Source organism: Microbulbifer maximicatervae (SeqCode) (genome assembly GCF_052467385.1).
The window spans coordinates 1,629,351-1,651,879 of record NZ_CP174311.1 but is presented as its reverse complement, the minus strand read 5'-3'; the positions used below and the strand labels follow the sequence as shown (position 1 = coordinate 1,651,879).

Here is a 22,529-nt window from a genome sequence, read left to right as displayed (position 1 = left end):
GGCCGCCACTTTCTAATACAGATATTTGGAGATAAATCGGGCATTTACACCAGACACTCCACGGTGGGCGAACTTTAATTACAACCTACTTAGGTAGCCGTGAAACAAGTCATAATTAGCCAGCTGACAAGTGGAACTTTTGTAGGGATTGCCAAGTGGTTCTCAGGCGGGCCCTCTGTGAGGGAAAATTTTGTTCAGAACGGACAAATAATAACTGAACAGGTATGACGAAAATTTCATCAGTTTGAAACGACCGGAACCCTCTATTCAGTGGGCTCCGGCCAATTATCAGCCTAGGTTGGTGGGAAGAAGTCAATCGGATAAAGAATGGTAATGGTCGGCACTCCGGCCTTTTCACCAAAGTTAAATCGTTTGACCCTAGCCACAATTTTTGCATTGAGCGACGGCGAATCCACATCACTGGAATCTACACTCACGGCAGAAACCGATCCGCTGGGTTCAATAGTAATCTTCAACACCATCTTACCTTGCAGCGCGGGATTATTACGCAGCTCACGATTGTAGATACGGTACAAGGTGGCCTTGTAGCGATCGAAAACAATCTGGATTTCCTCATCTGTCCGCGACGGTCCAGCACCATCACTGAGAGGACGGTCCTCACCGGCAAAGTCACCTTCAGTACCGATAGAGCTTTCGACTCGCGCAAAGGCAACGCCACCCAGGTCCGAACCAGATCCACCCACATTGCGACTCAGCTCTGCCGTATTGATACCACCACTACCCGCGGTAGATGCTGCAGTGATCAGTGAGCGCTGACTGCGGTTCTCTTTTTTACCGGCTGTGCTCAGCTGGGTTTGCTGGCCGAGGCGGTTATCCAGATCATCCTGTATCAGGTCCTGGAAGTTATCCTTAAAGGCGAGAACACCGGATCGCTCAGCTTTTTTACGCGCCTGCTTTTTCTCCGCCTTGGAGGGTTTCGGGTCCTGCTTGGCTACCTTCTGCTCAGGCTTCTTCTCCGGTTTTTTCTCCTCTTTCTTAGGCTTGGCTTTTTCTGGCTCCGGCGGTGGCTTGGGCTTGGTTTTCTTCTCAATAACCAGCTTGGCCAGGCGCTCGGGAATTTCCACTATTTGAGACTCGGGCTGGGGCACCGTATACAGAGGAATCAGGTAGCCCAGCAAGGCGGCGATAAACAGTGAGGCAAAGACACAGCGGCGAAAACGCTTTTCGTCCTCGCCCTGCTTGTGCCATGGCATCACCATAGGGCGGAACTTGGGCTGCTCGAATTCCCGTGTTATCTCGAACTCGAACTTTGACTCTTCCTCCTCGCGGCGCAGCTCATCCGCGCGCTCATCCAGCGTAAATACCTCTTCCTGGCACTCGCTTATGCTGTTCTGCAAAGCACTGCGCTCATCGCGCAGCTGCTCCAGGCTCTGATTGAAACTGCGCGTCGACTGCCCGATCCGCTCGATAACCTGCGCAGAAGCATTCTCCCGATAATCTTCCGCCCAGAACATTTCTCCCGCGCCCGCTTCTTCAAGCTTGCGCAGGCGTTCGGAAATTTCGTCGAGCAACTGGTACTTGGACCCCTGGTCCTGTAATTCAGCCAGCTTCTCTTCGATCTGGTGCCGCTCATCCTCGAGCAGCTGCATGCGATGGTGAACCGCCTCAAGCGCCTCACCTACCGCCCGCTGTTGTTGAAGAAAATTACTCACAAACTTCCATTAACCCTGAGATGCTTTCTGAATAACCGCCAGTGAAACTTTGGTATAGCCAGCGTCTGTACAGCTGGACATCACCTTTTTCAGCAAACTGAACGGAATGCCTCTGTCCGCGAGAATATTGACCTCCGGTGGTTCTGGATCCTGCCCCCCCTCGACATCACCCTCACCTGAATCTGCCGAGGCCTGTGCAACTCCAATTGCCTTGGCCAGCTCTGCAACCATCGCTTCCTTAATGGCCACAATAGTGGTTTCCTCGCTTTCCAACACTTCGGAGGTGGCAATTATCGAGTTGGACTCCACCAGGATTTCATCATTGGTCACCATCAAGGTCACCGTTTCCCGGGGCTTGGTCTCCACCACTGAGTCCGGCAAGGTAATCACCTTGGGAGGCTCCAGCGCTTCATTGCTGGAGGTATTAGTCAGCAGGAAAAACACCAGGATCGTAAAAACATCCATCAGGGAAGTCAGGTTCATGCCCGAGGTTTTCTTGCGCTTATGGCTTCGCGCCATACGCTTCATGCGTCGGCTTTCATTTCTCATGGCGCATCTCCTATGGAAATATCAGGAAATAAAACCACCTTTTCCACCGCATCCAGATCACTGGGATCACTCCCCTCAATCCGTACTTCAGCTCCGCGCACAGTATCCATAATGCCCACCAAATGCTCATAGGCGATTGTGGGCTCCATCAGGATGATGGAATCAGTTTTTTCCGGATAACTGGCCTTAACTTCCAACAAAAACTGCGTGAGCTTCTTTAGGTCATACACCTCTGCTGTGGGGAGCACAGCAAGAATCTCAGTCTGTTCAGCATCTGCTCCAACGGGAGCCTCAATAGGAGCATTTTCACCCTCGCCATCGATATTCAGGTTGGGGAAACGTGCGATAACCTTTTCACCATCACTGATTTCCAGGGCTTGCTCTCGCACAACCACCTCCACCGTAACCGTGGGATCATCCGGTGCTCCACCACCGGCACCACTCGGCATATTCAGTTCGAGAATTGTCACCCGCGAAAATACCGCCGATACCAATAGAAAAGGCACCAATACCACCATCAAATTCAAGAAAGCAGTGATATCCAGCTCAGGAGCTTCTTTATCCCGCCCGTGGCGCCGCCTTCTCATTACGCAGTTTCCGCTTGCTGTGCTACTGGATTGGTTTTAGCTGGTGTAGTTTTTTCACTAGACGGCTTGGATTTTGCGGGCTCCACTTCAAAGCGGCGACGAGTTGCACCATCAATCAGGTTGGATGCTTTTACAGAAACCATTTCCAGGCTGTCGATAATTTCACCGGTAAGTGAGTTCAGCAGTGCGTGAACGATCAACAGTGGAATACCAGTCATCAGACCGAAGGCGGTGGTGTTCATCGCCACGGAAATACTGGCGGAGAGCAGGTCCGCTTTTTCTGCCGGGTTGGCATTGGCTACCGCCGTAAAGGCTTCGATCAGACCCATAATGGTTCCCAGAAGCCCGAGCAAAGTTGCGATATTTGAAAACAAAGCTACGTAAGGGGTGCGCTTTTCCAGCTGTGGAGTGATCTCCATCATGCTCTCTTCCATCGCGATTTCGATATCTTCACGACGGCGAACGGCCCCCTGCCGGGCCAGCCCCATAGACAGTAATTTACTCACACTGGACTCGTCCTGTTTTACCAGGTTGCGAGCGCGATCGAAGTCTCCTGAAGCTAATACCGGCTGCAGCTTATCCCACATATTGCGGTTGCTGCGGCGCTCCAAATGCAGGCGGATAAAGCGCTCGATAGCCACAGCACCACCCAGTGCGGCAACCACGAGAATCGGGTACATAAAAGTACCGCCCGTCTGGAAAAACTCGATGACGTTATTGAAAAAGCCCATTACAAACCCTCTTGAGAAATACAGCTAAAACTTGGTGCTACTCCGGCGATAGCCGGAGTCTATATGGCGTTAATCGCCGGACAGGCTGAGTTGGTAGAACTCCAACTCACGCATGAAAACTTCCTTGTCGAGCGGTTTGAGTTTGTCATCCATCAAGCTGGAGACAAGGTCGCTTTCGACACCCACTTCGGAACTTTTCCAGGGGACAATATAGAGAGACTTAGGGGCTTCCTTGTTACCGATAATAGAAATACCCGACAACTCCTTAATTTTTGAATCCACCTTTTTATCGGTAGATTCTTTTTTCTCCTCTCCCTCAGACTGAGCCAAGGCATAAGGGAAAACCATAAAGCTGGCCAAGAATGGCAAAGCCCAACGAAGTTTAATCATTTACCAGCCCTCCGTTGAATATCAGCTAACCAGATAGTGACATCCCGGTCCTCTGGTTCCAATTGAACATATTGTTCGAATTGTGCCAGAGCACACTGGAGATCTTGCAGATACAGATCACACAATATGCCCAGATTTTTTATCAAAGGTAGATATTCTGGATTTTCTGCCAAAGCATTCACATATATTTTTCGCGCCTCGGCAAAGCGCCCTTGCTTTCGGTAGAGAACGGCCAGTTCATTAGTTGCCACCGGATGCTTTTCGTCCAGCGCCAATGCCTTTAAAAAAGCCTCTTCCGCTTTTGCCTCATTGCCACTTTTGTAGTGGGCAATACCCAGATTGATATAGGGTGCCGGAAGGCGCTGCTCGCGCTCCACCACTGACTGCAGAAGTTCAATAGCACTCGCATAATCCTGCTCGGCAAGATATTCCAGGGATCGCTCAAAGTCCCGACTCACACTGCCCGATACCCGCACCGAAGAATAATCAGAGATTTTTCCAGACTTGGTTTGGGTGCTGGCGCAAGCTGCCAACAACAAGGCTAAGCCCACCAGAAAAAACAAACGCATTTGTTTTTGCATAACTTTCCACTCCAAAAGGCAAATGCCTGTTATTACTGACCCGAAACTGCTGATCCCGCTGAAGGCAATTCCGGTTCTGGCGGCAGGGGTACAATAGTCTGGAGATACTCACCAGCCTCTTCCGCCCGTGCATAGCGAGCGGGCATTAAATTGGCAAGCTTGCCAATACTTTTATCAATCCAGGGGTTATAAATACCGACGCCCAGCAACTCGACATTCTTCTGGTGAACAGAAATGGCTTTTTCCTCGAAGGGATAAATCTGCTCCTCCAATGCCAACTCATACTCTTCCAGCTCCAGGGCATTCAGGTTGGTTGGACGTTCAGAGTCCTTCAGGGCCACGCTAAAGTGGAGATAAATTTCAGCCAGGTAAAAGGTTGCCGCAGCGGTCACATCGGCCACCTGATAATCAATCAGGTCAGTAAATGCACGGGTGGCTGCTTTCATACGCTTGCGCTTGAGGTTGAGGCTTTTCTCGATAGGCGCAACCAAATCCACCTGGGTGAAAGCCTCAAAGCTGGGTTCAGCCAATAGCAGGGCCGCATTACCTGCGAGATAACGGGTGCGGTCGCTGCGCTGGGAACCACCGCGGGACTCAACTTTCACCAGTTCACGAAGCTCTGCCATATAAAGCTTTTGATTCCCGGACACTTTGTAGATATCGGCAATTTTCTGGCGGGTCTCCAGCGCCGGCTCCATGGGTTCGGGGAAATAATCGACGTAGCGACGCAAAACAGACAGCGCTTTAGCGCTATCTTCTGCCGCTGCATAAAGATCTGCCGCCTGGGTTAAGGCCTCACGGCGTATTTCATCGTCCTCGGATTCCCGCTCAATACGCTCAAATTCCGCAGCTGCCAGCAACAGCTCACCGCTCTCCTGGTAAACCACTGCCAACTTCTTGGTGACATCTTTCGCCAGCTCATGCTCCGGGAAGTGACTGCGGAAGTTATTCAATACCGTTGCCGCTTGTACCCAATCCTTAAGCACGATCAATGATGCGGCAGCATCGTACTCCGCCGTAGCCAGAATGGTCGCACCGGGTGCAGCACCTCGAATACGCAGGAAATGATTCGCTGCGGTTGCATGATCCTCCTGCTTACGGGCCATATCACCCTGCTGGTAGATAGAAGCCGCCAGGTTATCTACCAGACCTGCCCTATCCTTTGCATCCTGGGCAGTCAGTGTCAAAGTTTCACCGTAAGCGGTTTCTGCATCAGCAAAGGCCGCAGTATCGAAAGAAGCGTGAGCCACCAGCAGCCAGGCAGAACGTCTAATCTCCTGCTCCGCAGTGGGGAACTGCTCCAACAGTGAACGGCCATTGGCGATCGTCGGGGCATAGTCTTTTAACCCGTAGAGATCCTCCACCGCTCCGAGCATGATCTGAGGGGCTTTGGCATGCTCAGGGAATGTGGCTGCAAATGTCAGCGATGAACGGATAATTTCCCGCAATAGTGGTGCACGCTGCTCATCCGTTGCATCTTTTAAGTTATTGGCCAGATGTTCGCGATAAGCGTAAACCGCTGCGTAGCCTGCTTCGCTGGAATCCTTATGCGCAGGATATTCATAGGCCGTGCGCTCATACTCCAGAGCTGCACCATGGAAATCCCGGTTTTCCAACATCAATCCGGCAAGCTGATAATTGATTTCCGGTGCGCGCTCAGTTTCCCGAAAGGAATCGAGATAGCTTCGATACCAGTGAATCGCCTCGCGATAATTCTCGGCCTTCTTATCTTTTAACTTCTTATTCTGGTAAGCCGCATGGTAGTGCCCGGCGAGGTCGATCAGGTTGGTCTGCAGGAAGGCAACCACCTCTCCGTATTCATTAATATCGAAGACAGTCCAGTAATCGGCATTAAGTGCATAAGTAGTGGCGAAATCCTTCTTCGCTTCCAGCACCAGCTTGGGGAAGCCGCCTTTACTGTAGATTTCAATTACACGAATTGAGAAATCCGCAGATACTCTGTGTAACTGGTTTCGATCAACAAACGCAATATAGGATTTTGCCGCATCCTGGTAGCGACGCTTCTCCAAATAATATTCACCCAGCTGGCTGTATACCCTGAACTCGTAATCTCTATTGCCCTTGCGGGTGAAGTAATCGACAACCGAATCAGGGCCTTCCAGGTAAGAAAAGCTCAAGCTGACCACACGGAAAGTATCGTCAATATGCTTGCGCTCGCCCTTATTGTTTTGCTGGTCGAAGTCATATCCCTGGGAGACTTTGTAATCCAGCATGGCGATATAGTCATCCAGAGCCATTTCATACATATCTTGCTTAAACAGCGCCCAACCGCGTTTATACAGGGCAAGCTCGTAGAAACTGGATATCACACCAATATCGATAACTTTTCCGTAGGACTCTTCCGCATCGAGAAACTTCTTGCGGGTAAAATAGTATTCGCCCAACCGGAACCAAGATTCATCGATATGTCGCGAGTCCGGATAGTTGGCCACCAGCTGACGCAGCACATCCACCGCTGCATCAATCTCTCCCGCCTCTTCATAAGCCCGGGATAACTGATACATCACCTGGTCGTTGCGGTGATACAGGGGGTACTTTTGCAGCAATTTAATATAGAGATCGATAGCTTCGCGGGCATTGGCTGACATCATCTCTTCAGAATCAACGCCCGGCGCTTCAAGCGGGGTTTCATCTGCAGCTATTTCTATACTGCCACTAGCGCGGGTTTCAAACTTCTCATCAGACTCGACAACCCCAGGGGCCTGCGCCTCAGTCACTACCGGCTCTACCTTCGCCACCGGCGCTGACGTCTCTGGAGCATCCAGGGTATTTTCAGCCATAGCTTCTGACGCATCGACAGAGATCACCGCCCCGCTTCCAGCAGCTACTCCAGCAAGGTTATCGAATTCTGCATCTTCAGCGCGGTGTGCCTGCTTGATTTTCAGGTCGGCAATCCTGCGCATCGCCTCGGGGGTCAGCTTGGATTCAGGGGTTTCCTGCAAGTACTTCTGGTAGCTGGCCAGAGCCTTCTCCAGGCTCCCATCAATATGCTCTTCCTTGATTTCTACTTCGACATTTTGAAGACTGCCGATGGTCTTGCCGCTGTTTCCCGCACAACCCCCTAGCACTATAAGTGCAGAGAGAAGACCGGCGGCGCGATTGAGAGATTTAGATTTGAGCAACTTACTCACGAACCACCTCCCTCTGCTGATTCTTCTTCCTCCACCGGCTCCATCTCCGCTGGATTGTCCTCAGGGATTTGCTCTTCCAACAGCGCTTTGTGCTGCTCTACCTTGAATTCATCTTCACGCTGCTCCTGCAGCTCATTAGCGCGGTCATAGCTGTCTGCCAGGGCGAAGCGGGCTTTAATTTGATAACTTTCCAACTGTGCGCGACGGCGTTCCAACTCAGCAATTGCCAATGCTTCAAGCATGGTGCCCTGGCGCGCCATCAGGATTTTCAGTCGCCGCTGGGTTTGCTGGATACGCGCGCGCAAACGAGTAATATCGCGGTCGTAACCGGTATAGCTGTGAGTTGCCGCCTGGCGACTGCGCACAAAGGAATCGTAAACAGACTGGAGACTTTCGATCTCCTGGTTTAATTCCGCCAGGTGTTTGTAGGCCTCGGTCAAACGCTGGTCGTACTCAAAGGAAAGACGCAGGTCCAAAACACCTTTGAGCCGCTGTACCCGCTCCAAAGTAGTTTCAGTAAAGCCCTGGGGATGCTCAGCAATTTTTCCGCTAAGTTCCAGGAGCTTCAATCGCGCTTCCTGCTCTTCGGCCGTTGCCAGGTATTCTGGGCGGCGGGAGATCAGCATCTGCTCTATACGACTGGCAAACTGATCGCGCTGCTCCATCCGCAGCTTGATACGGGCATCGAGCTCCCGGAATTGTCTGTCCAGTTCCGGCAATAGGGGCTCGTAATAGTTGCGGCGAATACGAATAATATCTTCGTAGGCTGTCAGGCTTTTTAGCCACTCTTCATTGCGCTCATATAAACCGTTGAGGTCGCGATAGTTGCGTAGAAATTCCTGATAGTCATTGGACGCCATCAGGTCGAGTAAGTAATGGGTTTCGGGGGCTTCCGGTAAATTGCGCAAGGCCACTACCCAGTTCTGTACCTGGGTAGCCTCTTTACGACGCAACGCCTCAAGGAACTTACCTTTGCGAATACTATGAATAGACTGAGTGAGGGTATCAATCTCGCGCCCGAACGCGTCTAATGCGCGGCCGTAGTTAATTGCAGCGGTACTGTGGACATCCAATTTGCCATAGGCATAGGGCACCGCCAACATGACCTCTTGCACTGGCTCACTGGTGCCTTTGCGGTCTTGCAACAGTTTCCAGGGCACCAGTGCCCGGTCATAGCGACCCGCGCGGGCCTCTACCCAGCCAGCGCCCAGCAGCGCCCTATTTGAAAAAGGGCCATCGAGGTTTACACGATCAAAATAGGGGCGCGCCATATCCAGCTTGCCCAGCTCCATTAAATGGGAGCCCAATAAGAGGTTGGTCTTATCGTAAAGAGCTTGCAGGGCCGCCTCTGAACTGCGCTTTCTTCCAAGCGCAGTCAACTCCAGAACACCGCGCTCCTCTTCTCCCGCCTTCAGTTGGGCAATACCCAAATTGAAGGAAACAAAGCCCTCTAGCGACTCCTCACCCTTCAGGTCTTGCAGCAGTTCTACGGCCTCCTCGAATCGACCGAGCTGCATATAGACTCGAGCACGCAAAAACTGCTCATCTGCACGGACCCTCTCGGGAACCCGCCCATCAATCATTTCCAGGGCGTGTAAGGCGTTGCGCGGTTGTTGTTTGTGATAGTGAATTTTTGCCAGTCGATACGCGGCTTCATTACGCACCGGCTGGGAAACATTTCCCTGCAGTACAGCCTCAATAGCCCGCCCGGCCTCCCTGTGCATTCGATAGGACAATTCCAAGTCACCCACCGAAAACTCAGCTTGCCCCAAGTGCGCACTGAAAGGATCGAGTTCGGGCTGATCTAAGCGGTGATACTGAGCAAGTTCTGTGTCCAGTGCCACAATCGCATCAAAATAACTTTCCTGATGGGCATGAAACATTGCCGCACCGAAAAACAGGTCTTTAAGTTCTTCCTGCGATTCAGTCGCCGCTACAGCGGGGAGAGCAGCCGAAGAACAAAGGGATAGAGCACCAAGCATCATCCTGGTTTGACAGGACAACACATTTACCAGGGACCTGAGCATGATTACCAGTCCTTGAAGTTTATCGTGGACTCGGTTCCCAGAACCTTAATCTCGACAAATTTAGGACCCACTGCTTTCTTCACGGTGTAGGAAGCTGTAGCCCGATACTCTTTTCCTGATGGGGCTTTACCGAGAAAACTAACCTCTAATGGATGCCCACCCACTTGCACATTGCCAGTGTATATTTTTTGTACCCCACCTTTTTGCAGGGACTCAATTTCCCGGTAGGTATAGAGATGATGGGCAACTAATTTGCCATTCAGTGTGACCTCAACCGACTCCAGCTCGAAGGGCTTTTCATCAGCCACCGAGACAAAAAGAGCTACCTGCGTATTAGAGGGGAATAAGAGCTTTTCCTCCAGCTGTGACAATTCAGCAGTGAGATCAATTACATCTTTCTTAACATCCTGGATCTGCTCATCCAGGCCACGGATATCATCTCTATCAATAGTCTGAGCATGCCCAGTACTGGCCAACAGAAAGAAAAGTACAATCTGAAGAATTCTGAACATGTGGCCTACCTCCGACCCAACCCTAAACTATCAATTCCTGCCAGAGAACCTGGAACAGGACCACAATAAACCCAGGCACAACAGGGCCTTGAGCTGCGGCATTGTATTGAATAGAGGGCTAATCAGATGTGAGGAAATTCAAATCTCACAAAAACTCAAAGAATGGATAAATTTTGAAAAAAGCACTTCCAGCAAATAAAAGAGATCTACAACACAAAAGAAGTGAGACACAATTCACTTTCGATTAAGAAAGCTCTCCGCTTTGGCTCTCTGGCCTACCGATCACAAAGAACATGCAAACAATCAAACCAACCAAGGCTAGGTAAGCATTTACTGTAAAAGCTCTATCTATTCCCGTAGGTATATCTGGAGCGAAGGCAATGATTGTAGCATTCATACCCAAACCAACCGCACCCCCACCAATTTTAAACATATAGAGGATTGCGCCTGCCAAGCTGGCACGGTGAGGTTCCACCACCGTAATACCCGCAGTCGTACTGGATGGATTGAACAGCCCAATACCCACTCCCAACACAACCAAGCCCGGACACATATCCAGAAAACCCGTGTCCGAAGTCAGGTTCGAAAGCATGAACATTCCAACACTCATCCCCAAAATACCTAATGAGACGAGTAATTTTGGTCCAGCTAGCTCATAGAGGCGGCCGGAGATAATAGCAACCAGCCCCGATACAACCATTAAAGGGACCAAAGATAAACCAGCCTGAAATGCTGAGTAACCACGAAAATTCGCCAAAAATTGGGGGACATAGAGAATTGCCGATAGGAATACTACGGAGATTAGAAGTGTTGTAACACCTACCGCTAGGAACTTCCGGTTCTTTGCAATATCAGGGGGAATCAGGGCATCTTTACCAACTCGATACTCCACGATGGTAAACAGGCAGAGCAACACCAGGAACACAACGATCAGGCTGATAACCACAGGATGCTTGAAACCAATTTCCGCGGAGACATCCAGTGCAAAAAGCAAACAAAATAGCGAGGTGCACAGTAGTAGCACACCGAAGAAGTCTATTTTTTCCTCGGTGTCACGCGGTTTATCGGGGGGTACTGCCCACCAGCAAGCCAGCATTGTTGCCAGAGTGAGGAGAATATTAACGAAGAAAATCCATCGCCAACTGAAAAAATCTGCGAGCACCCCACCCAAAACTGGTCCAGCTGCATTCGCTAACCCACAGGTGGCCATCAGGATACCACCCGCCAACCCTGACCTTTCATAGGTCAACAAGTTAAAAGTCATTGCCAAAGTGGACGGCCACATCAATGCCGCACCCACTCCCATCAATGCGCGGGATATCAATAACATCCACATATCCATTGCCAGGCCACCCAGCACGGCAAAGAAAACGAATATTCCCGCTCCAATCATAAATACTCTGCGGCGGCCATAGATATCCGCCAAGCGGCCACCGGTTATGATGAAAACACCAAAAACCAAGGCGTAGCCGTTAATGATCCACTGGGAGCTAGTTATGTCTGCATTGAATTCTCTTTCGATGGCAGGTAGTGCGGGGGCAAAAGCGGTATAGTCATTACTAATAAGGAAGGCCGCGAGAACTAATGCAGCCAACCCCAAGTACTGATCTCGTGTAATTTTGCCGCTCTGTTTAGCCATACTGCGTAATTCACTCGACACCCGAGCCGCTCAGGTAATCCTTCAGAACCTAATTAGCTTGCGATATATTTTTGTTACTCCCGCCTAGAGCCTAGACCACTCGCTAATTTACACGCCTTTTGACTAGTCAGTTTTCACTGTCGATACCGATCATCATCTGCCTTGTAACTGGCAGCTCATATCTTATGCTTAAAGGGCATCCAAGCGCCGGAAAATTGAATTAGTGATTGGATAGCCTACTGAGCCCCCTAAGATCACGCTAATAGATGAGATTAGTAAATGCATAAGTTCATTGTGCTTGTCTTGGTTCTGTTGACTTCTTCTACATTCGCCCAGGGATCTACGGTGAACGACCTAAAAGATTTCCAGTGGAAAAACCGCATTCTATTACTGAATATCCCGGAAGATCCCAATAGCACAATCAATGAATTACTCAAGTTAGCGCCGCAGTTTGCAGAGAGAAACTTAATATGGTTCCTATTCTCTAACGGCACCCTTGAGACTAACTTCCCCGGAAAAGTCACAGACAGTTTTGCTAAAAATATACGGGAAAAATATCTGCAAGGACCAGCAATGCAAGTACTTCTTATAGGAAAGGATGGGGAAGTAAAGTATAAAGCCAATAAATTCTCAGCTGTCGAAATTTTCCAACGTATCGACAGTATGCCCATGCGACGCAATGAAATGCAGCAAGGATCTGCACAGTGAACAATTATTGAACACCCACAATCTGATAGAGAATTTTTGTATCTTCCAGAATTACTGAGGAATCCCAGGGTTAGATTTCCCTCAGTTAATTACGCTTCGGCCTTCTTTGCTCACCAGACACCCTTTCCAGCTGGCAACTTTTAACAAACATAGACATCTTTGCGCTAAAGTACGCTATTAGCCTTGCGAACTTATAATCAATGGAAATCGACCTCCAATGACCAAAAGAGCCATTATCCTCGGAGCTACGGGCCTTATCGGTGGCCATCTCACAGAGCAACTGGCTGGTGAAGAAGTCTTTGATGAAGTACTTACCCTCACTCGACGCCCCAAAGCCACTGCAAATCAAAAAATACACAATCATATTGTCGATTTTGATCGATTGGAGGAGGCTGCCCCTATTTTTCAGGGAAATACTCTATTTTCCTGCCTGGGAACCACTCGCAAGCAAGCCGGCAGCCTGGCCGCCCAGCACAAGGTTGACGTTGAATATCAATACAAAGCGGCCCAATTGGCAGCGGAGGCAGGGGTCAGCCATTACTTACTGGTTTCATCCAGCGGGGCCAATGCCAATAGCACCAGCGCTTACTTACGTATGAAGGGTGAGCTGGAGGAGAAAATCAAGAAACTTCCATTTAAGCGTATCAGTATACTGCAACCCTCCCTACTCCTCGGAGATCGTGCAAATGCCCGACCCGGTGAGAAAATCGGAGGCATCCTCCTACCAGTAATTTGTATGCTGCCGGGGCTGAGACGTTATAGGCCCATTGAGGGGCGTGAAGTAGCCAAAAAAATGGTTTATTTAAGTCGACAAGAACGAACAGGGGTTGAGACCCTGCGTTTGGATGAGTTATTCAATACTTAAGGAGCCTCTGAATAATTCCGTAATGTCTCGGCGAATCTGGGAGGCTCCTTAAACCCCAAAGGTTAAATTCGGGAGCTTAAAACAAGTAAATCGCTCCCGAATATTGCGGTTATTCTTTTACTTTAATCCCTAGCCAATGCGGATATTGAGTCAAAACAATAAGGACAATTGCATCGTAGACTGCGTGCCAGATTATCACTCCCAATAAGCTTCCGGACACTTGGTAAACCACTCCTAAAACCACACCAATTCCCAAAGTCAGAAAGAAATTGGTCCACGATGAGAAATGAAGTAGCGCAAATGCAATTGCGGAAATTAATAACCCCAACAATGGCGAGCTAAGTTCTGACAACCAGGACTGCAAAAACCCCCGAAACAAAAGCTCTTCGCAAATTCCGACTACAACAGAAATCAACAGCAGCTGAAAGAAAGACAATCGTGAAAATAGCGGAATCAGGGCGATCGATTGACGCCGCATTGACTTGCCAAGGGTCGTTTCTGAGCGAGTTAACGACAACATCACACCGTAGGTAGCCATTGCACCAATGATGCCAATTGTTACTTGCAACCCTGCACTATCACCAATGATCACTACCTTGAGTGAAGCCAGATAAAAGCCCAGAAGGGCCAGCAACAAGCAAACAACCTGAGTGCCAATTAATAAAAGAAAAACTGGTGGATTCCCTTTTGTTTGGTCAACAGCATCCATTTGTGACCGTCCTTTTTATTAGTAGTTTATCGAGGTAGTCGAGTGGCTCAGTACCTAAATAGACTGCCTTAGGATTCCGTACCAACTAGAAACCACATCGAAATTAAATCAGCCGAAATAAGCACACCCGCCATCAGCAATAATCTAACAGAAAATGATGACAGGCATAATCCTCCGCCAACAGCCTATCTCTATCCGTTTAGTTTGACGTCAGACAGCTTATCCCCTTTGAAAAACTGCCTGACTTTAGCCGAAAAGCCAGTCACAGTGCTATGCTCGACAATATCTCTGGAACCGGATAGCTCGTAGAGACTACCCGGTTTCCAGCCCTCTTATCAGTAGATTGTCTTGCAAAGAAACTACACAGCAACTAATTCCAACCATGACACAAGAAATCATAGGACTGGGCCAGCTGCTGAAGGATATTGAGGAGAAAAGTCAGGGGCAGGAGAAAATCTCCATCCAGCATGTTATTGAGGCTGTGGGGCTTCGATCCTTTGCCCCATTCCTTATCCTTATCGGGTTGATCCTGTTTTCCCCTCTGAGCGGTATTCCCGGAATGTCTACCGCGATGGGCGTATTGCTACTACTGTTTGCCCTACAACTGCTGATGAAGCGCAACTATATCTGGCTTCCACAGTGGTTAATCAACCGCTCCATATCCAGCGAGAAGCTGATGGATGCCCTGCACTGGATGGAAAAGCCCGCCCGGTTTGCCGACCGCTGGATTCAGCCACGGATGGATTTTATCGTGCGCCGATATGGCACCTACGCTATTGCTGGAACCTGCATTTTTATTGCATTGACCCTGCCAATAATGGAAGTAATCCCCTTCTCTGCCTCAACTGCTGGTCTCGCTCTCACCATTTTTGGGCTATCGCTGGCAGCTCGAGACGGACTCTTAGCGCTTATTGCTTTTATCCTAACGGCCTCCCTGGTACTAGTGGTGATCGTTGCCGTGATCTAGGGAGCCTCTGAATAACTCCGTGATACCTCTGGCTTGCAGAGCGGTTCACAATCAAGGCGCGGCTTCGCAGGAATGTCTAGACCTTTCAAGAAGTCGCAACGCGGAGTGTGAATCGCTCTGCAAGCCCCGAAGGGCGGGCCTTGAAGGCCACAGCTGCTGCGTTGCAGCTCTTGCAAAGGACCGAGCCATTCGCGGCGAGCTGCGCCTAACATCTGTAGCCTTCAAGGCCCGCAGAGGCATTATGGAGTTATTCAGAGACTCCCTAGGAGCCCGCGAGTAACTCCGTAATATCTCTGTAGGTCTCCAGACCAAAGCTGGCTACTTACCCTCGCTTTAAGACTTGATTTTTCAATCCGAGCAAATGGGGAAAGTGCACTATGGCGAAAATTGCCAAAAGGTCGTATACCGCATGCCAAACAATCGCTCCCACCAAGCCCCCGGACATTTGGTAGAAAATGCCTAAAATAAGCCCAATCATAAAGGTAAGGAAGAAGTACACCCAGGAAACACAGTGCAGTAATGCGAATATCAGTGATGCACCCAATAAACCGAGGAATGGCGTACTGAGCTGGGAAAGCCAAGACTGTAGAAAACCACGAAACAACAGCTCCTCACAAACACCCGCAGCTAAAGCAACCCATACCATTTGTGATGGGGACAACTTGGAAAATAGCGGGGTCAATTGAGTACAGTGGAGCCGCAGCATTTTCCCAAATAGCGTCTCAGAACGAGCTAATGTAAGTACTACCGCAAATGTGACAATAGCGCCTAACAATCCCAATAGCAGTTGCAGCCATACCGTATCACCAACAAATGAAACTTCCATTGGCACGAGGTAGAGACCCAGAGCCGCAAGCAATAGACAGCCCAGTTGAATATCCATTAAAAAAAAGAAAACCGGCAGGCTTCGCCGTGCCGGACCAATCGCTTCCATTCCTGATTTTTCCCTTTGCCTATTGATTTCCTGAGCCTCTGACAACCTTCAAGCTCGCTCGCCCATCCGCAGAAATCATCAATTCGGCCACGCCACCGTCCCGCAGTTGTTTTTCCAGATCCAGGGCTTTTTCCTTCGGAGCAAAGTAGGCTTCAATACCGTAGCGAATCCGGTAGCTATCTGATGAATTCCAAAAATTCTGGCCTGCTACCCGCCCTCGAATAAAGACTCCGCCCTGTGGTTGTTCAAGGCTGACAGAGGCGCGTTCATACAATCCGGATGCCCCTTTCTCTAAGCCCACATAAACCACCTCTCCCTGACGCAGTCGTCCCTGCCCTTTAAACAAGGCTTTATCTAAGGTGGAAAAGGCGTAATTTAATTGGGCATAGTTACCCCGAAACAATGAGCGCGGGTCTACAGGAACAGTTTTCACTGAGACAGGCTGGCCCGTCCACAGCGGCATTTGAGCCTTAATATACATTCCTAACAGTATAAAAAACTGCACGCCAATGGCGGCAACCAGGCCAATCACAACTCTACGTTTCATCGCAAACTTCCCCCCGCCTGGTGATATTTCCAATACTTGGCTGCTGCCAGCAATAAAACTGCGAAGAGAATGAACAGGAGAGCAGCTCCTATATAGTCGCCAATCAAGTCAATATAGCGCAGCAGAGCCGTCAACAGGACCGCCATAACTCCTAGGAAGAAGTAGTGTGAGATACCATCGTGAATACCCCTGAAGATCAACCAGATTCCACAGGCAATCAGGGCGAAGTTTGTAAAAATTTGTAACCAAACTGCGTAGTCACTGGAGCTGGCATTCGTTACGAGCGCAAGTACTGCCGCAAAAACACCGCACAACCCCAGTCCGAATAGTAACCTCTGAGACAGCAGCGCCAACACTATCGACACAGCAGACATAGTCCCCACTACCGCCCACATAGAAGGTAGGTGACTCCAGGGGGCTTCTATCATCTCCTCCCAGGGATATTCAAAGCTAAAAATCAGCAAGCCAATTAAAGTAAACCGAAGGCACCAAATAGAGATTACTGCTGCGTAGTCCTTGGCTACCGCCGACGGGCGAGTTGCCAACCAATGGGCAAAGCAATACATCAGGATAAAGAGCGAGACTGCAACAGCAAAGTTCTCCGGATAAATATCCGCACTAAATTTCCCATCCTGCAAACGCCAAAATTCTGACAGGGAAAATTCCAGCCAAAAACCTAAGCCAAAGATAAACGTCAGCAAGAGAATCACGCTCGCACGACCACTTAACAGAATATAGAGGGCCCCCAGCAGGAAAATTGGGAACAGGGCGGGGTAAAAGCCTAAACTCGACTCCAGGAAGAACCAAAGTAAAGCCAAGAGCAAGGACTGCTCTGCAATCCACGGGCTGCGGGTAATTAAAGCAAATGGCAAACTACCCAGTGCCCACCAGAAAATACCATCTGGCATATGCTCGCCCAAGTGGTATACCTGTGCGATCAAAATAATCGCCGCACCAAAAAACAGGTTACCTAACAAGAACAAGCCCTCTCCGGCCTTCCGGTCTCCAGACAGGTAAACCTTAAACGCCACTCCCTGGGTCACCAAGGTCAAAGCGATCAGTCCCCCCATTCGCAACGCTCTGGGGATTTCCTCCCAATTGGCTCCAATCAGTGTAATCACCGCCAGCCCGATAAAGAGATAGGCCAACCCAATCAAAATACGATATCCAAGTGTTCTTTCTTGCGCCCGGTGGTAATCCACTTCATAGCGGGCACAGATCTGCTCAGCCTGAGCTTCACTGATCACACCGTCTTCAACCCAATCTCCGGCTTCGCGGGCCAGGTCATGCTTAAGCAACCGAATCAATCGCATAGATGCGCCTTGTGAAAAATTACCCATACCCGATGGATGGGTATTAATACTTTGGTCCCGAGTATCCCCGATGTAACCAGCGACCTCAAATTGGTACGGATTGAAGACTAAATTATCGCCAGGCTGCCTAGATAGCAGAAAACTATCTCAGATATTTAAATTGTTAATTTCTATTATTGATTGCCATTCAATAGCATAAACAGCATCAAAGTTAAGAGCCAGGCACCCAATAAGGAGCTAACCATGTCCCGCTATATCGAATCCGAACTCAAGCCGTTTAACGCCAAAGCCTACCAAAATGGCGAATTTCACGATGTAAGTGACTCTGACGTCAAAGGTAAATGGGCCGTATTCTTCTTTTACCCCGCCGACTTCACCTTCGTATGCCCCACTGAATTAGGCGATCTGGCAGACAACTATGAGGAGTTTAAGAAGCTGGGTGTAGAGATCTACTCAGTCTCCACAGACACTCACTTCACCCACAAGGCCTGGCACGATTCCTCTGACACCATCGGTAAGATCCAGTACCCGATGATCGGTGATCCTACCGGTACCATTACCCGCAACTTCGGTGTAATGATTGAGGAAGAAGGCATTGCCGACCGTGGTACTTTCGTAATCGACCCGGAAGGCCGTGTTCAAATTGTGGAAATTACTGCTGGCGGTATCGGCCGCGATGCCAGTGAGCTGCTGCGCAAGATCAAAGCTGCTCAGTACATCGCTGCTCACCCGGGTGAAGTTTGCCCAGCGAAATGGAAGGAAGGTGAGGAAACCCTGGCCCCCTCTCTCGATCTGGTAGGCAAAATTTAAGTCTTCCCAAGCCCTCACAGGATTGGAACTGGCCTTGCCCGCCCTTTTGGCGGGCATTGTCGTTTTTACTACCTGGCCCCCCCCCCTTAATTCCCAACAGCTATCAGCAAAATAATCCGTTGAGGGAGGCTTACGGCGTCACAGCTCAGTGTATCTACCACCCACGCCTCTCAACTCACTCACAAATAAAAAGCTATCTAAGTATAAGCTTTAATTGCCAAATACTATCAAATGTATAGCTATTGGTAATTTCTATTAAAAAACATTAGTCGATAGTATAAATCCCGTTCCCAAACAACGACCGACAAGACAGTGATAAATAAGGAGCTATCCATGTCACGTTACATCGAATCCCAGCTGAAACCCTTTAACGCCAAGGCTTATCAAAACGGCGACTTCTTCGATATCAGCGACGCCGACGTTAAAGGCAAGTGGGCCGTATTCTTCTTCTACCCCGCGGACTTTACCTTCGTCTGCCCCACTGAGCTGGGCGATCTTGCCGACAACTATGAAGAGTTCAAGAAATTGGGCGTTGAGATCTACTCCGTATCTACCGATACCCACTTCACTCACAAAGCCTGGCACGACTCTTCCGACACCATCGGCAAAATCCAATACCCGATGATCGGCGACCCCACCGGCACCATCACCCGCAACTTCGGTGTGATGATCGAGGAAGAAGGCATAGCCGATCGCGGCACCTTTGTAATCGACCCGGAAGGCCGTATCCAAATTGTCGAGATCACTGCCGGCGGAATCGGCCGCGATGCCAGCGAGCTGTTGCGCAAGATCAAAGCGGCCCAGTACATCGCCGCTCACCCCGGTGAAGTCTGCCCGGCCAAGTGGAAAGAAGGCGAAGAGACCTTAGCCCCCTCCCTAGATCTGGTAGGAAAGATTTAACCCAAATACCTCTGACCCGGCCCATCAAAAGGTGGGCCACAACCAAGCCTTAAATTGTTAGAGAAAGGACACACCGATGTTGGACGCAAACCTGAAAAAACAACTGGACACTTACCTGCAGAATATCGTCAAACCGATCGAGATTCGTGTGTCCACAGATAACAGTGAAAAATCCAAAGAGCTGGAGGCGCTGGTAGATGAAATCTCCGGACTCTCCAACAAAATTACTGCACAGCAGAGTCAAGCCAAGCGCACGCCGAGTATGGCCATCGCCCCTGCCGGAGAGGAACCCCGGGTTAGCTTTGCCGGTATTCCCCTGGGACATGAATTTACCTCACTCGTACTGGCACTATTGCAAGCGGGGGGCCATCCCTCAAAAGCAGACCCGGAGCTACTGGAGCAGGTACGAAACCTGAAGGGTGAATTCCACTTTGAAACCTATATCTCCCTCTCTTGCCAAAACTGCCCGGATGTTGTCCAAGCGCTGAACCTGATGGCAATCCTCAACCCAAACATCACCCACGAAATGATCGACGGTGGCCTGTTCCAGGAGGAAGTTGAAAAGCGCAATGTTATGGCTGTACCTGCGGTTTACCTCAATGGTGAACACTTCGGCCAAGGCAGGATGTCCCTCGAAGAGATTGTTGGAAAACTGGATACTGGCGCAGCCGAGCGTAAAGCTGAAGAACTGAATGAAAAAGCACCCTACGATCTTTTAGTGGTAGGGGGTGGCCCAGCGGGCGCAGCGGCTGCTATTTATGCCGCTCGCAAAGGCATTCGCACTGGCATAGTGGCAGAACGCTTCGGCGGCCAGGTAATGGATACCGTAGGCATCGAGAACTTTATCTCTGTACCTTATACCGAGGGCCCCAAGCTCGCAGCCAGCCTTGAGCAACACGTAAAAGAGTATGGTGTTGATATCATTACCGATCAACGCGCAGCCAACTTGCGACGCAACGAAATGGTAGATATCAAACTACAAAGCGGTGCTACCCTATCCAGCCGCTCTGTAGTATTGGCTACCGGTGCCCGCTGGAGAGAACTGGGGGTACCTGGCGAAGCGGAGTACCGCACCAAGGGCGTAGCCTACTGCCCCCATTGCGACGGCCCCTTCTTTAAAGGTAAGCGTGTAGCCGTTATCGGTGGCGGCAACTCGGGCATCGAAGCAGCTATCGACCTCGCCGGAATCGTCGAGCACGTCACCGTACTGGAGTTCGCCGATAAACTGCGTGCAGACGAGGTGCTGGTACGCAAGGCTCAGTTAATGGATAACATTGATATTATCGTCAATGCGCAAACCACCGAAGTACTCGGCGACGGCAACAAAGTTAACGGCCTGGCCTATACCGATCGAGAGAGTGGTGAAAACAAGCAACTCGACCTGGCAGGCGTCTTCGTACAGATTGGCCTGGTACCCAATACGGAGTTCCTTAACGAAACCGATATAGAGATGAATCGCATGGGCGAAATCGTGATCGACGAGCGCGGCGCAACTTCAGTCCCCGGCGTCTACGCCGCCGGCGATGCGACCACTGTCCCCTACAAACAGATAGTGATCTCTATGGGTGCAGGTGCAACTGCTTCGCTGGGCGCATTTGACTACTTGATTAGGTCTTCGGTTGAATAACACCAAAGCGTTAAAAAGGGCCAGTCATTGACTGGCCCTTTTTTATATTCACTTTAAGCATGGACAATATAGGAGAACAGATTTCAAGCTAAGACCTGAGCCCACATAAAATATCATGCGCCATTTATAAACCTATATTTATAATGGACACTAAATCCGCACCTTTAATTTATATATATTATTAACAAACCAAAAACAAACTGATTAAACCCTATAAAATACCACTTGGCATCACCTATCAATTACTAATCGAAAGAAAACTTTAGAGTAAATAATAGACTCATTATCTTGGGAGCCCCCCATGAAGAAGCCAAGCCTAACGCTATTTTTAACCCTGCTACCAACCTTTGGATTACCTTTAGCCTCAAACAGTTTTGCTGTGAGCTGTGGTGACACGATTACTACCCAGGAATCCCTCACAGAAGACCTCTCCTGCGAAACCAATCCAGCCCTCACAATTGACGGCCCCGGTGGCGGGCTGAACTTAAATGGGTTTACTGTTACCTGTATAGAACCATTACATGAGGGCATCTATCTAACAGGGCTAGCTGCAAGCCTGTTTAACGGCGTAATAGACAATTGCAATGACTCAATAGCACTTACGGAAGATGGTGTTCATTTTGTCAGTGATATTGAGATTAACAATCTTGTAGGTGTGGGCGTACGTATTGAAAGTAACAGTAATTTTGTTACCGGCATCGTGATACCTTTTAATGGTACGCAATATGCAATAGGCATAGAAACAGCTAATCCCGCAAGCCTCAATCAGATCACTGGAAATTTTCTAGAGTTCCCGGGATTTTCAGGAATATATATCGAGGGGCGAAGCAATACAGTCACCGGAAATGAAATTCTTAACCCTGGTGATTTTGGCATAGCTCTTGATTCCGATGGAGGGAGCAACTTAATCCTACTTAACACTATAATCAGTGACAGTAAAGCGAGAATATTCAACACTCTCAATGGCGATGGAGATGTGGGAATATCTGTAAGTTCAGATTCAAATCTCATTTCTCAAAATAGTATATCGAACAGCACCACTGGAATCAGAATCAATAACAGTGACAGCAATACAGTAAGCAGCAATGAAGCTGACAATAACACTGACTATGGCATAGTGATCGAGGGAACTAGCGCAGAATTCAATAACATTTTATCTAATACAGCCAATGACAATGGTATATTCGACCTTTACTCCCCTGATGATCCGAACTGCACATCTTCGAACAACTGGATTGGCAATAGTTCTACCATTAATGACCCTAACTGCTTGGATTGAGGCTTTGCCAAACTAAATCCATAAAATTA

Annotated in this window: 21 protein-coding genes; 7 read left to right on the top strand and 14 right to left on the bottom strand. The window is 49.4% G+C overall.

Annotated elements, in window-relative coordinates; genetic code table 11:
* Positions 1-293 precede the first annotated feature (293 nt).
* The 10 genes from ACJJIR_RS07240 to ACJJIR_RS07195 form a co-directional block, all read right to left on the bottom strand.
* Entirely contained in the window at positions 294-1,673 is a 1,380-nt protein-coding gene (locus ACJJIR_RS07240) for an AgmX/PglI C-terminal domain-containing protein (RefSeq protein WP_444907820.1), read from the bottom strand.
* 9 nt (positions 1,674-1,682) lie between these two features.
* Entirely contained in the window at positions 1,683-2,222 is a 540-nt protein-coding gene (locus ACJJIR_RS07235) for an ExbD/TolR family protein (protein ID WP_444907819.1), read from the bottom strand.
* Complete coding sequence (locus ACJJIR_RS07230) at positions 2,219-2,809, bottom strand: ExbD/TolR family protein (RefSeq protein WP_444907818.1); 591 nt, start codon at positions 2,807-2,809, stop codon at positions 2,219-2,221. The genes ACJJIR_RS07235 and ACJJIR_RS07230 overlap by 4 nt, the downstream gene beginning before the upstream one ends.
* Positions 2,809-3,540: a MotA/TolQ/ExbB proton channel family protein gene (locus ACJJIR_RS07225; RefSeq protein ID WP_444907817.1), complete on the bottom strand. Its 732-nt coding sequence runs from the start codon at positions 3,538-3,540 to the stop codon at positions 2,809-2,811. Before ACJJIR_RS07225 ends, ACJJIR_RS07230 begins: the two co-directional genes overlap by 1 nt.
* Before the next feature lie 69 nt (positions 3,541-3,609).
* Entirely contained in the window at positions 3,610-3,930 is a 321-nt protein-coding gene (locus tag ACJJIR_RS07220) for a hypothetical protein (protein ID WP_444907816.1), read from the bottom strand.
* Entirely contained in the window at positions 3,927-4,511 is a 585-nt protein-coding gene (locus ACJJIR_RS07215) for a tetratricopeptide repeat protein (protein WP_413662567.1), read from the bottom strand. The genes ACJJIR_RS07220 and ACJJIR_RS07215 overlap by 4 nt, the downstream gene beginning before the upstream one ends.
* A gap of 32 nt (positions 4,512-4,543) precedes the next feature.
* Positions 4,544-7,663 carry a tetratricopeptide repeat protein gene (locus ACJJIR_RS07210; protein ID WP_444907815.1) on the bottom strand — a complete coding sequence of 1,040 codons (3,120 nt, stop codon included), beginning with the start codon at positions 7,661-7,663 and terminating at the stop codon, positions 4,544-4,546.
* The gene (locus tag ACJJIR_RS07205) at positions 7,660-9,690 is read right to left on the bottom strand and encodes a tetratricopeptide repeat protein (RefSeq protein WP_444907814.1); all 2,031 of its coding nucleotides are present in this window, start codon (positions 9,688-9,690) and stop codon (positions 7,660-7,662) included. The genes ACJJIR_RS07210 and ACJJIR_RS07205 overlap by 4 nt, the downstream gene beginning before the upstream one ends.
* Before the next feature lie 2 nt (positions 9,691-9,692).
* Positions 9,693-10,202 (bottom strand): hypothetical protein, encoded by a 510-nt coding sequence (locus ACJJIR_RS07200; RefSeq protein WP_444907813.1) that lies wholly within the window; start codon positions 10,200-10,202, stop codon positions 9,693-9,695.
* A gap of 244 nt (positions 10,203-10,446) precedes the next feature.
* On the bottom strand, positions 10,447-11,841 hold the full coding sequence (locus tag ACJJIR_RS07195) for an MFS transporter (RefSeq protein WP_444907812.1): 1,395 nt from the start codon (positions 11,839-11,841) through the stop codon (positions 10,447-10,449).
* 279 nt (positions 11,842-12,120) lie between these two features.
* Here ACJJIR_RS07195 and ACJJIR_RS07190 point away from each other — a divergent pair, with 279 nt between their 5' ends.
* Positions 12,121-12,549 carry a DUF4174 domain-containing protein gene (locus tag ACJJIR_RS07190; RefSeq protein WP_444907811.1) on the top strand — a complete coding sequence of 143 codons (429 nt, stop codon included), beginning with the start codon at positions 12,121-12,123 and terminating at the stop codon, positions 12,547-12,549.
* 217 nt (positions 12,550-12,766) lie between these two features.
* A complete protein-coding gene (locus ACJJIR_RS07185; RefSeq protein ID WP_444907810.1) occupies positions 12,767-13,414 on the top strand; it encodes an oxidoreductase in 648 nt (215 codons plus the stop codon).
* Between the two features lie 109 nt (positions 13,415-13,523).
* Here ACJJIR_RS07185 and ACJJIR_RS07180 read toward each other — a convergent pair whose 3' ends face one another.
* On the bottom strand, positions 13,524-14,123 hold the full coding sequence (locus ACJJIR_RS07180; protein WP_444907809.1) for a CPBP family intramembrane glutamic endopeptidase: 600 nt from the start codon (positions 14,121-14,123) through the stop codon (positions 13,524-13,526).
* Between the two features lie 382 nt (positions 14,124-14,505).
* On the opposite strand from ACJJIR_RS07180, the gene ACJJIR_RS07175 reads away from it, so the two are divergent.
* The gene (locus ACJJIR_RS07175) at positions 14,506-15,090 is read left to right on the top strand and encodes an exopolysaccharide biosynthesis protein (RefSeq protein WP_282932146.1); all 585 of its coding nucleotides are present in this window, start codon (positions 14,506-14,508) and stop codon (positions 15,088-15,090) included.
* Between the two features lie 322 nt (positions 15,091-15,412).
* Here ACJJIR_RS07175 and ACJJIR_RS07170 read toward each other — a convergent pair whose 3' ends face one another.
* Genes ACJJIR_RS07170 through ACJJIR_RS07160 form a run of 3 tightly spaced genes read right to left on the bottom strand, consistent with a single transcriptional unit; the run spans position 15,413 to position 17,884 of the window.
* Positions 15,413-16,024, bottom strand: coding sequence for a CPBP family intramembrane glutamic endopeptidase (locus ACJJIR_RS07170; protein ID WP_444897824.1), 612 nt, complete (start codon positions 16,022-16,024; stop codon positions 15,413-15,415).
* A 19-nt stretch (positions 16,025-16,043) separates the two neighbouring features.
* Positions 16,044-16,571, bottom strand: a complete 528-nt coding sequence (locus tag ACJJIR_RS07165) for a GDYXXLXY domain-containing protein (RefSeq protein ID WP_444907808.1) — start codon at positions 16,569-16,571, stop codon at positions 16,044-16,046.
* Complete coding sequence (locus ACJJIR_RS07160; protein ID WP_444907807.1) at positions 16,568-17,884, bottom strand: DUF2157 domain-containing protein; 1,317 nt, start codon at positions 17,882-17,884, stop codon at positions 16,568-16,570. Before ACJJIR_RS07160 ends, ACJJIR_RS07165 begins: the two co-directional genes overlap by 4 nt.
* Positions 17,885-18,127: 243 nt before the next feature.
* On the opposite strand from ACJJIR_RS07160, the gene ahpC (ACJJIR_RS07155) reads away from it, so the two are divergent.
* From ahpC (ACJJIR_RS07155) to ACJJIR_RS07140, 4 genes are all read left to right on the top strand, one after another.
* Positions 18,128-18,694 carry an alkyl hydroperoxide reductase subunit C gene (ahpC, locus tag ACJJIR_RS07155; RefSeq protein WP_413662577.1) on the top strand — a complete coding sequence of 189 codons (567 nt, stop codon included), beginning with the start codon at positions 18,128-18,130 and terminating at the stop codon, positions 18,692-18,694.
* Between the two features lie 333 nt (positions 18,695-19,027).
* Positions 19,028-19,594 (top strand): alkyl hydroperoxide reductase subunit C, encoded by a 567-nt coding sequence (gene ahpC / locus ACJJIR_RS07150; protein ID WP_444884410.1) that lies wholly within the window; start codon positions 19,028-19,030, stop codon positions 19,592-19,594.
* Between the two features lie 76 nt (positions 19,595-19,670).
* Positions 19,671-21,221 (top strand): alkyl hydroperoxide reductase subunit F, encoded by a 1,551-nt coding sequence (gene ahpF, locus ACJJIR_RS07145; protein WP_444907806.1) that lies wholly within the window; start codon positions 19,671-19,673, stop codon positions 21,219-21,221.
* A 301-nt stretch (positions 21,222-21,522) separates the two neighbouring features.
* Positions 21,523-22,500, top strand: a complete 978-nt coding sequence (locus ACJJIR_RS07140) for a right-handed parallel beta-helix repeat-containing protein (protein ID WP_444897831.1) — start codon at positions 21,523-21,525, stop codon at positions 22,498-22,500.
* The last annotated feature ends 29 nt before the right edge of the window (positions 22,501-22,529 follow it).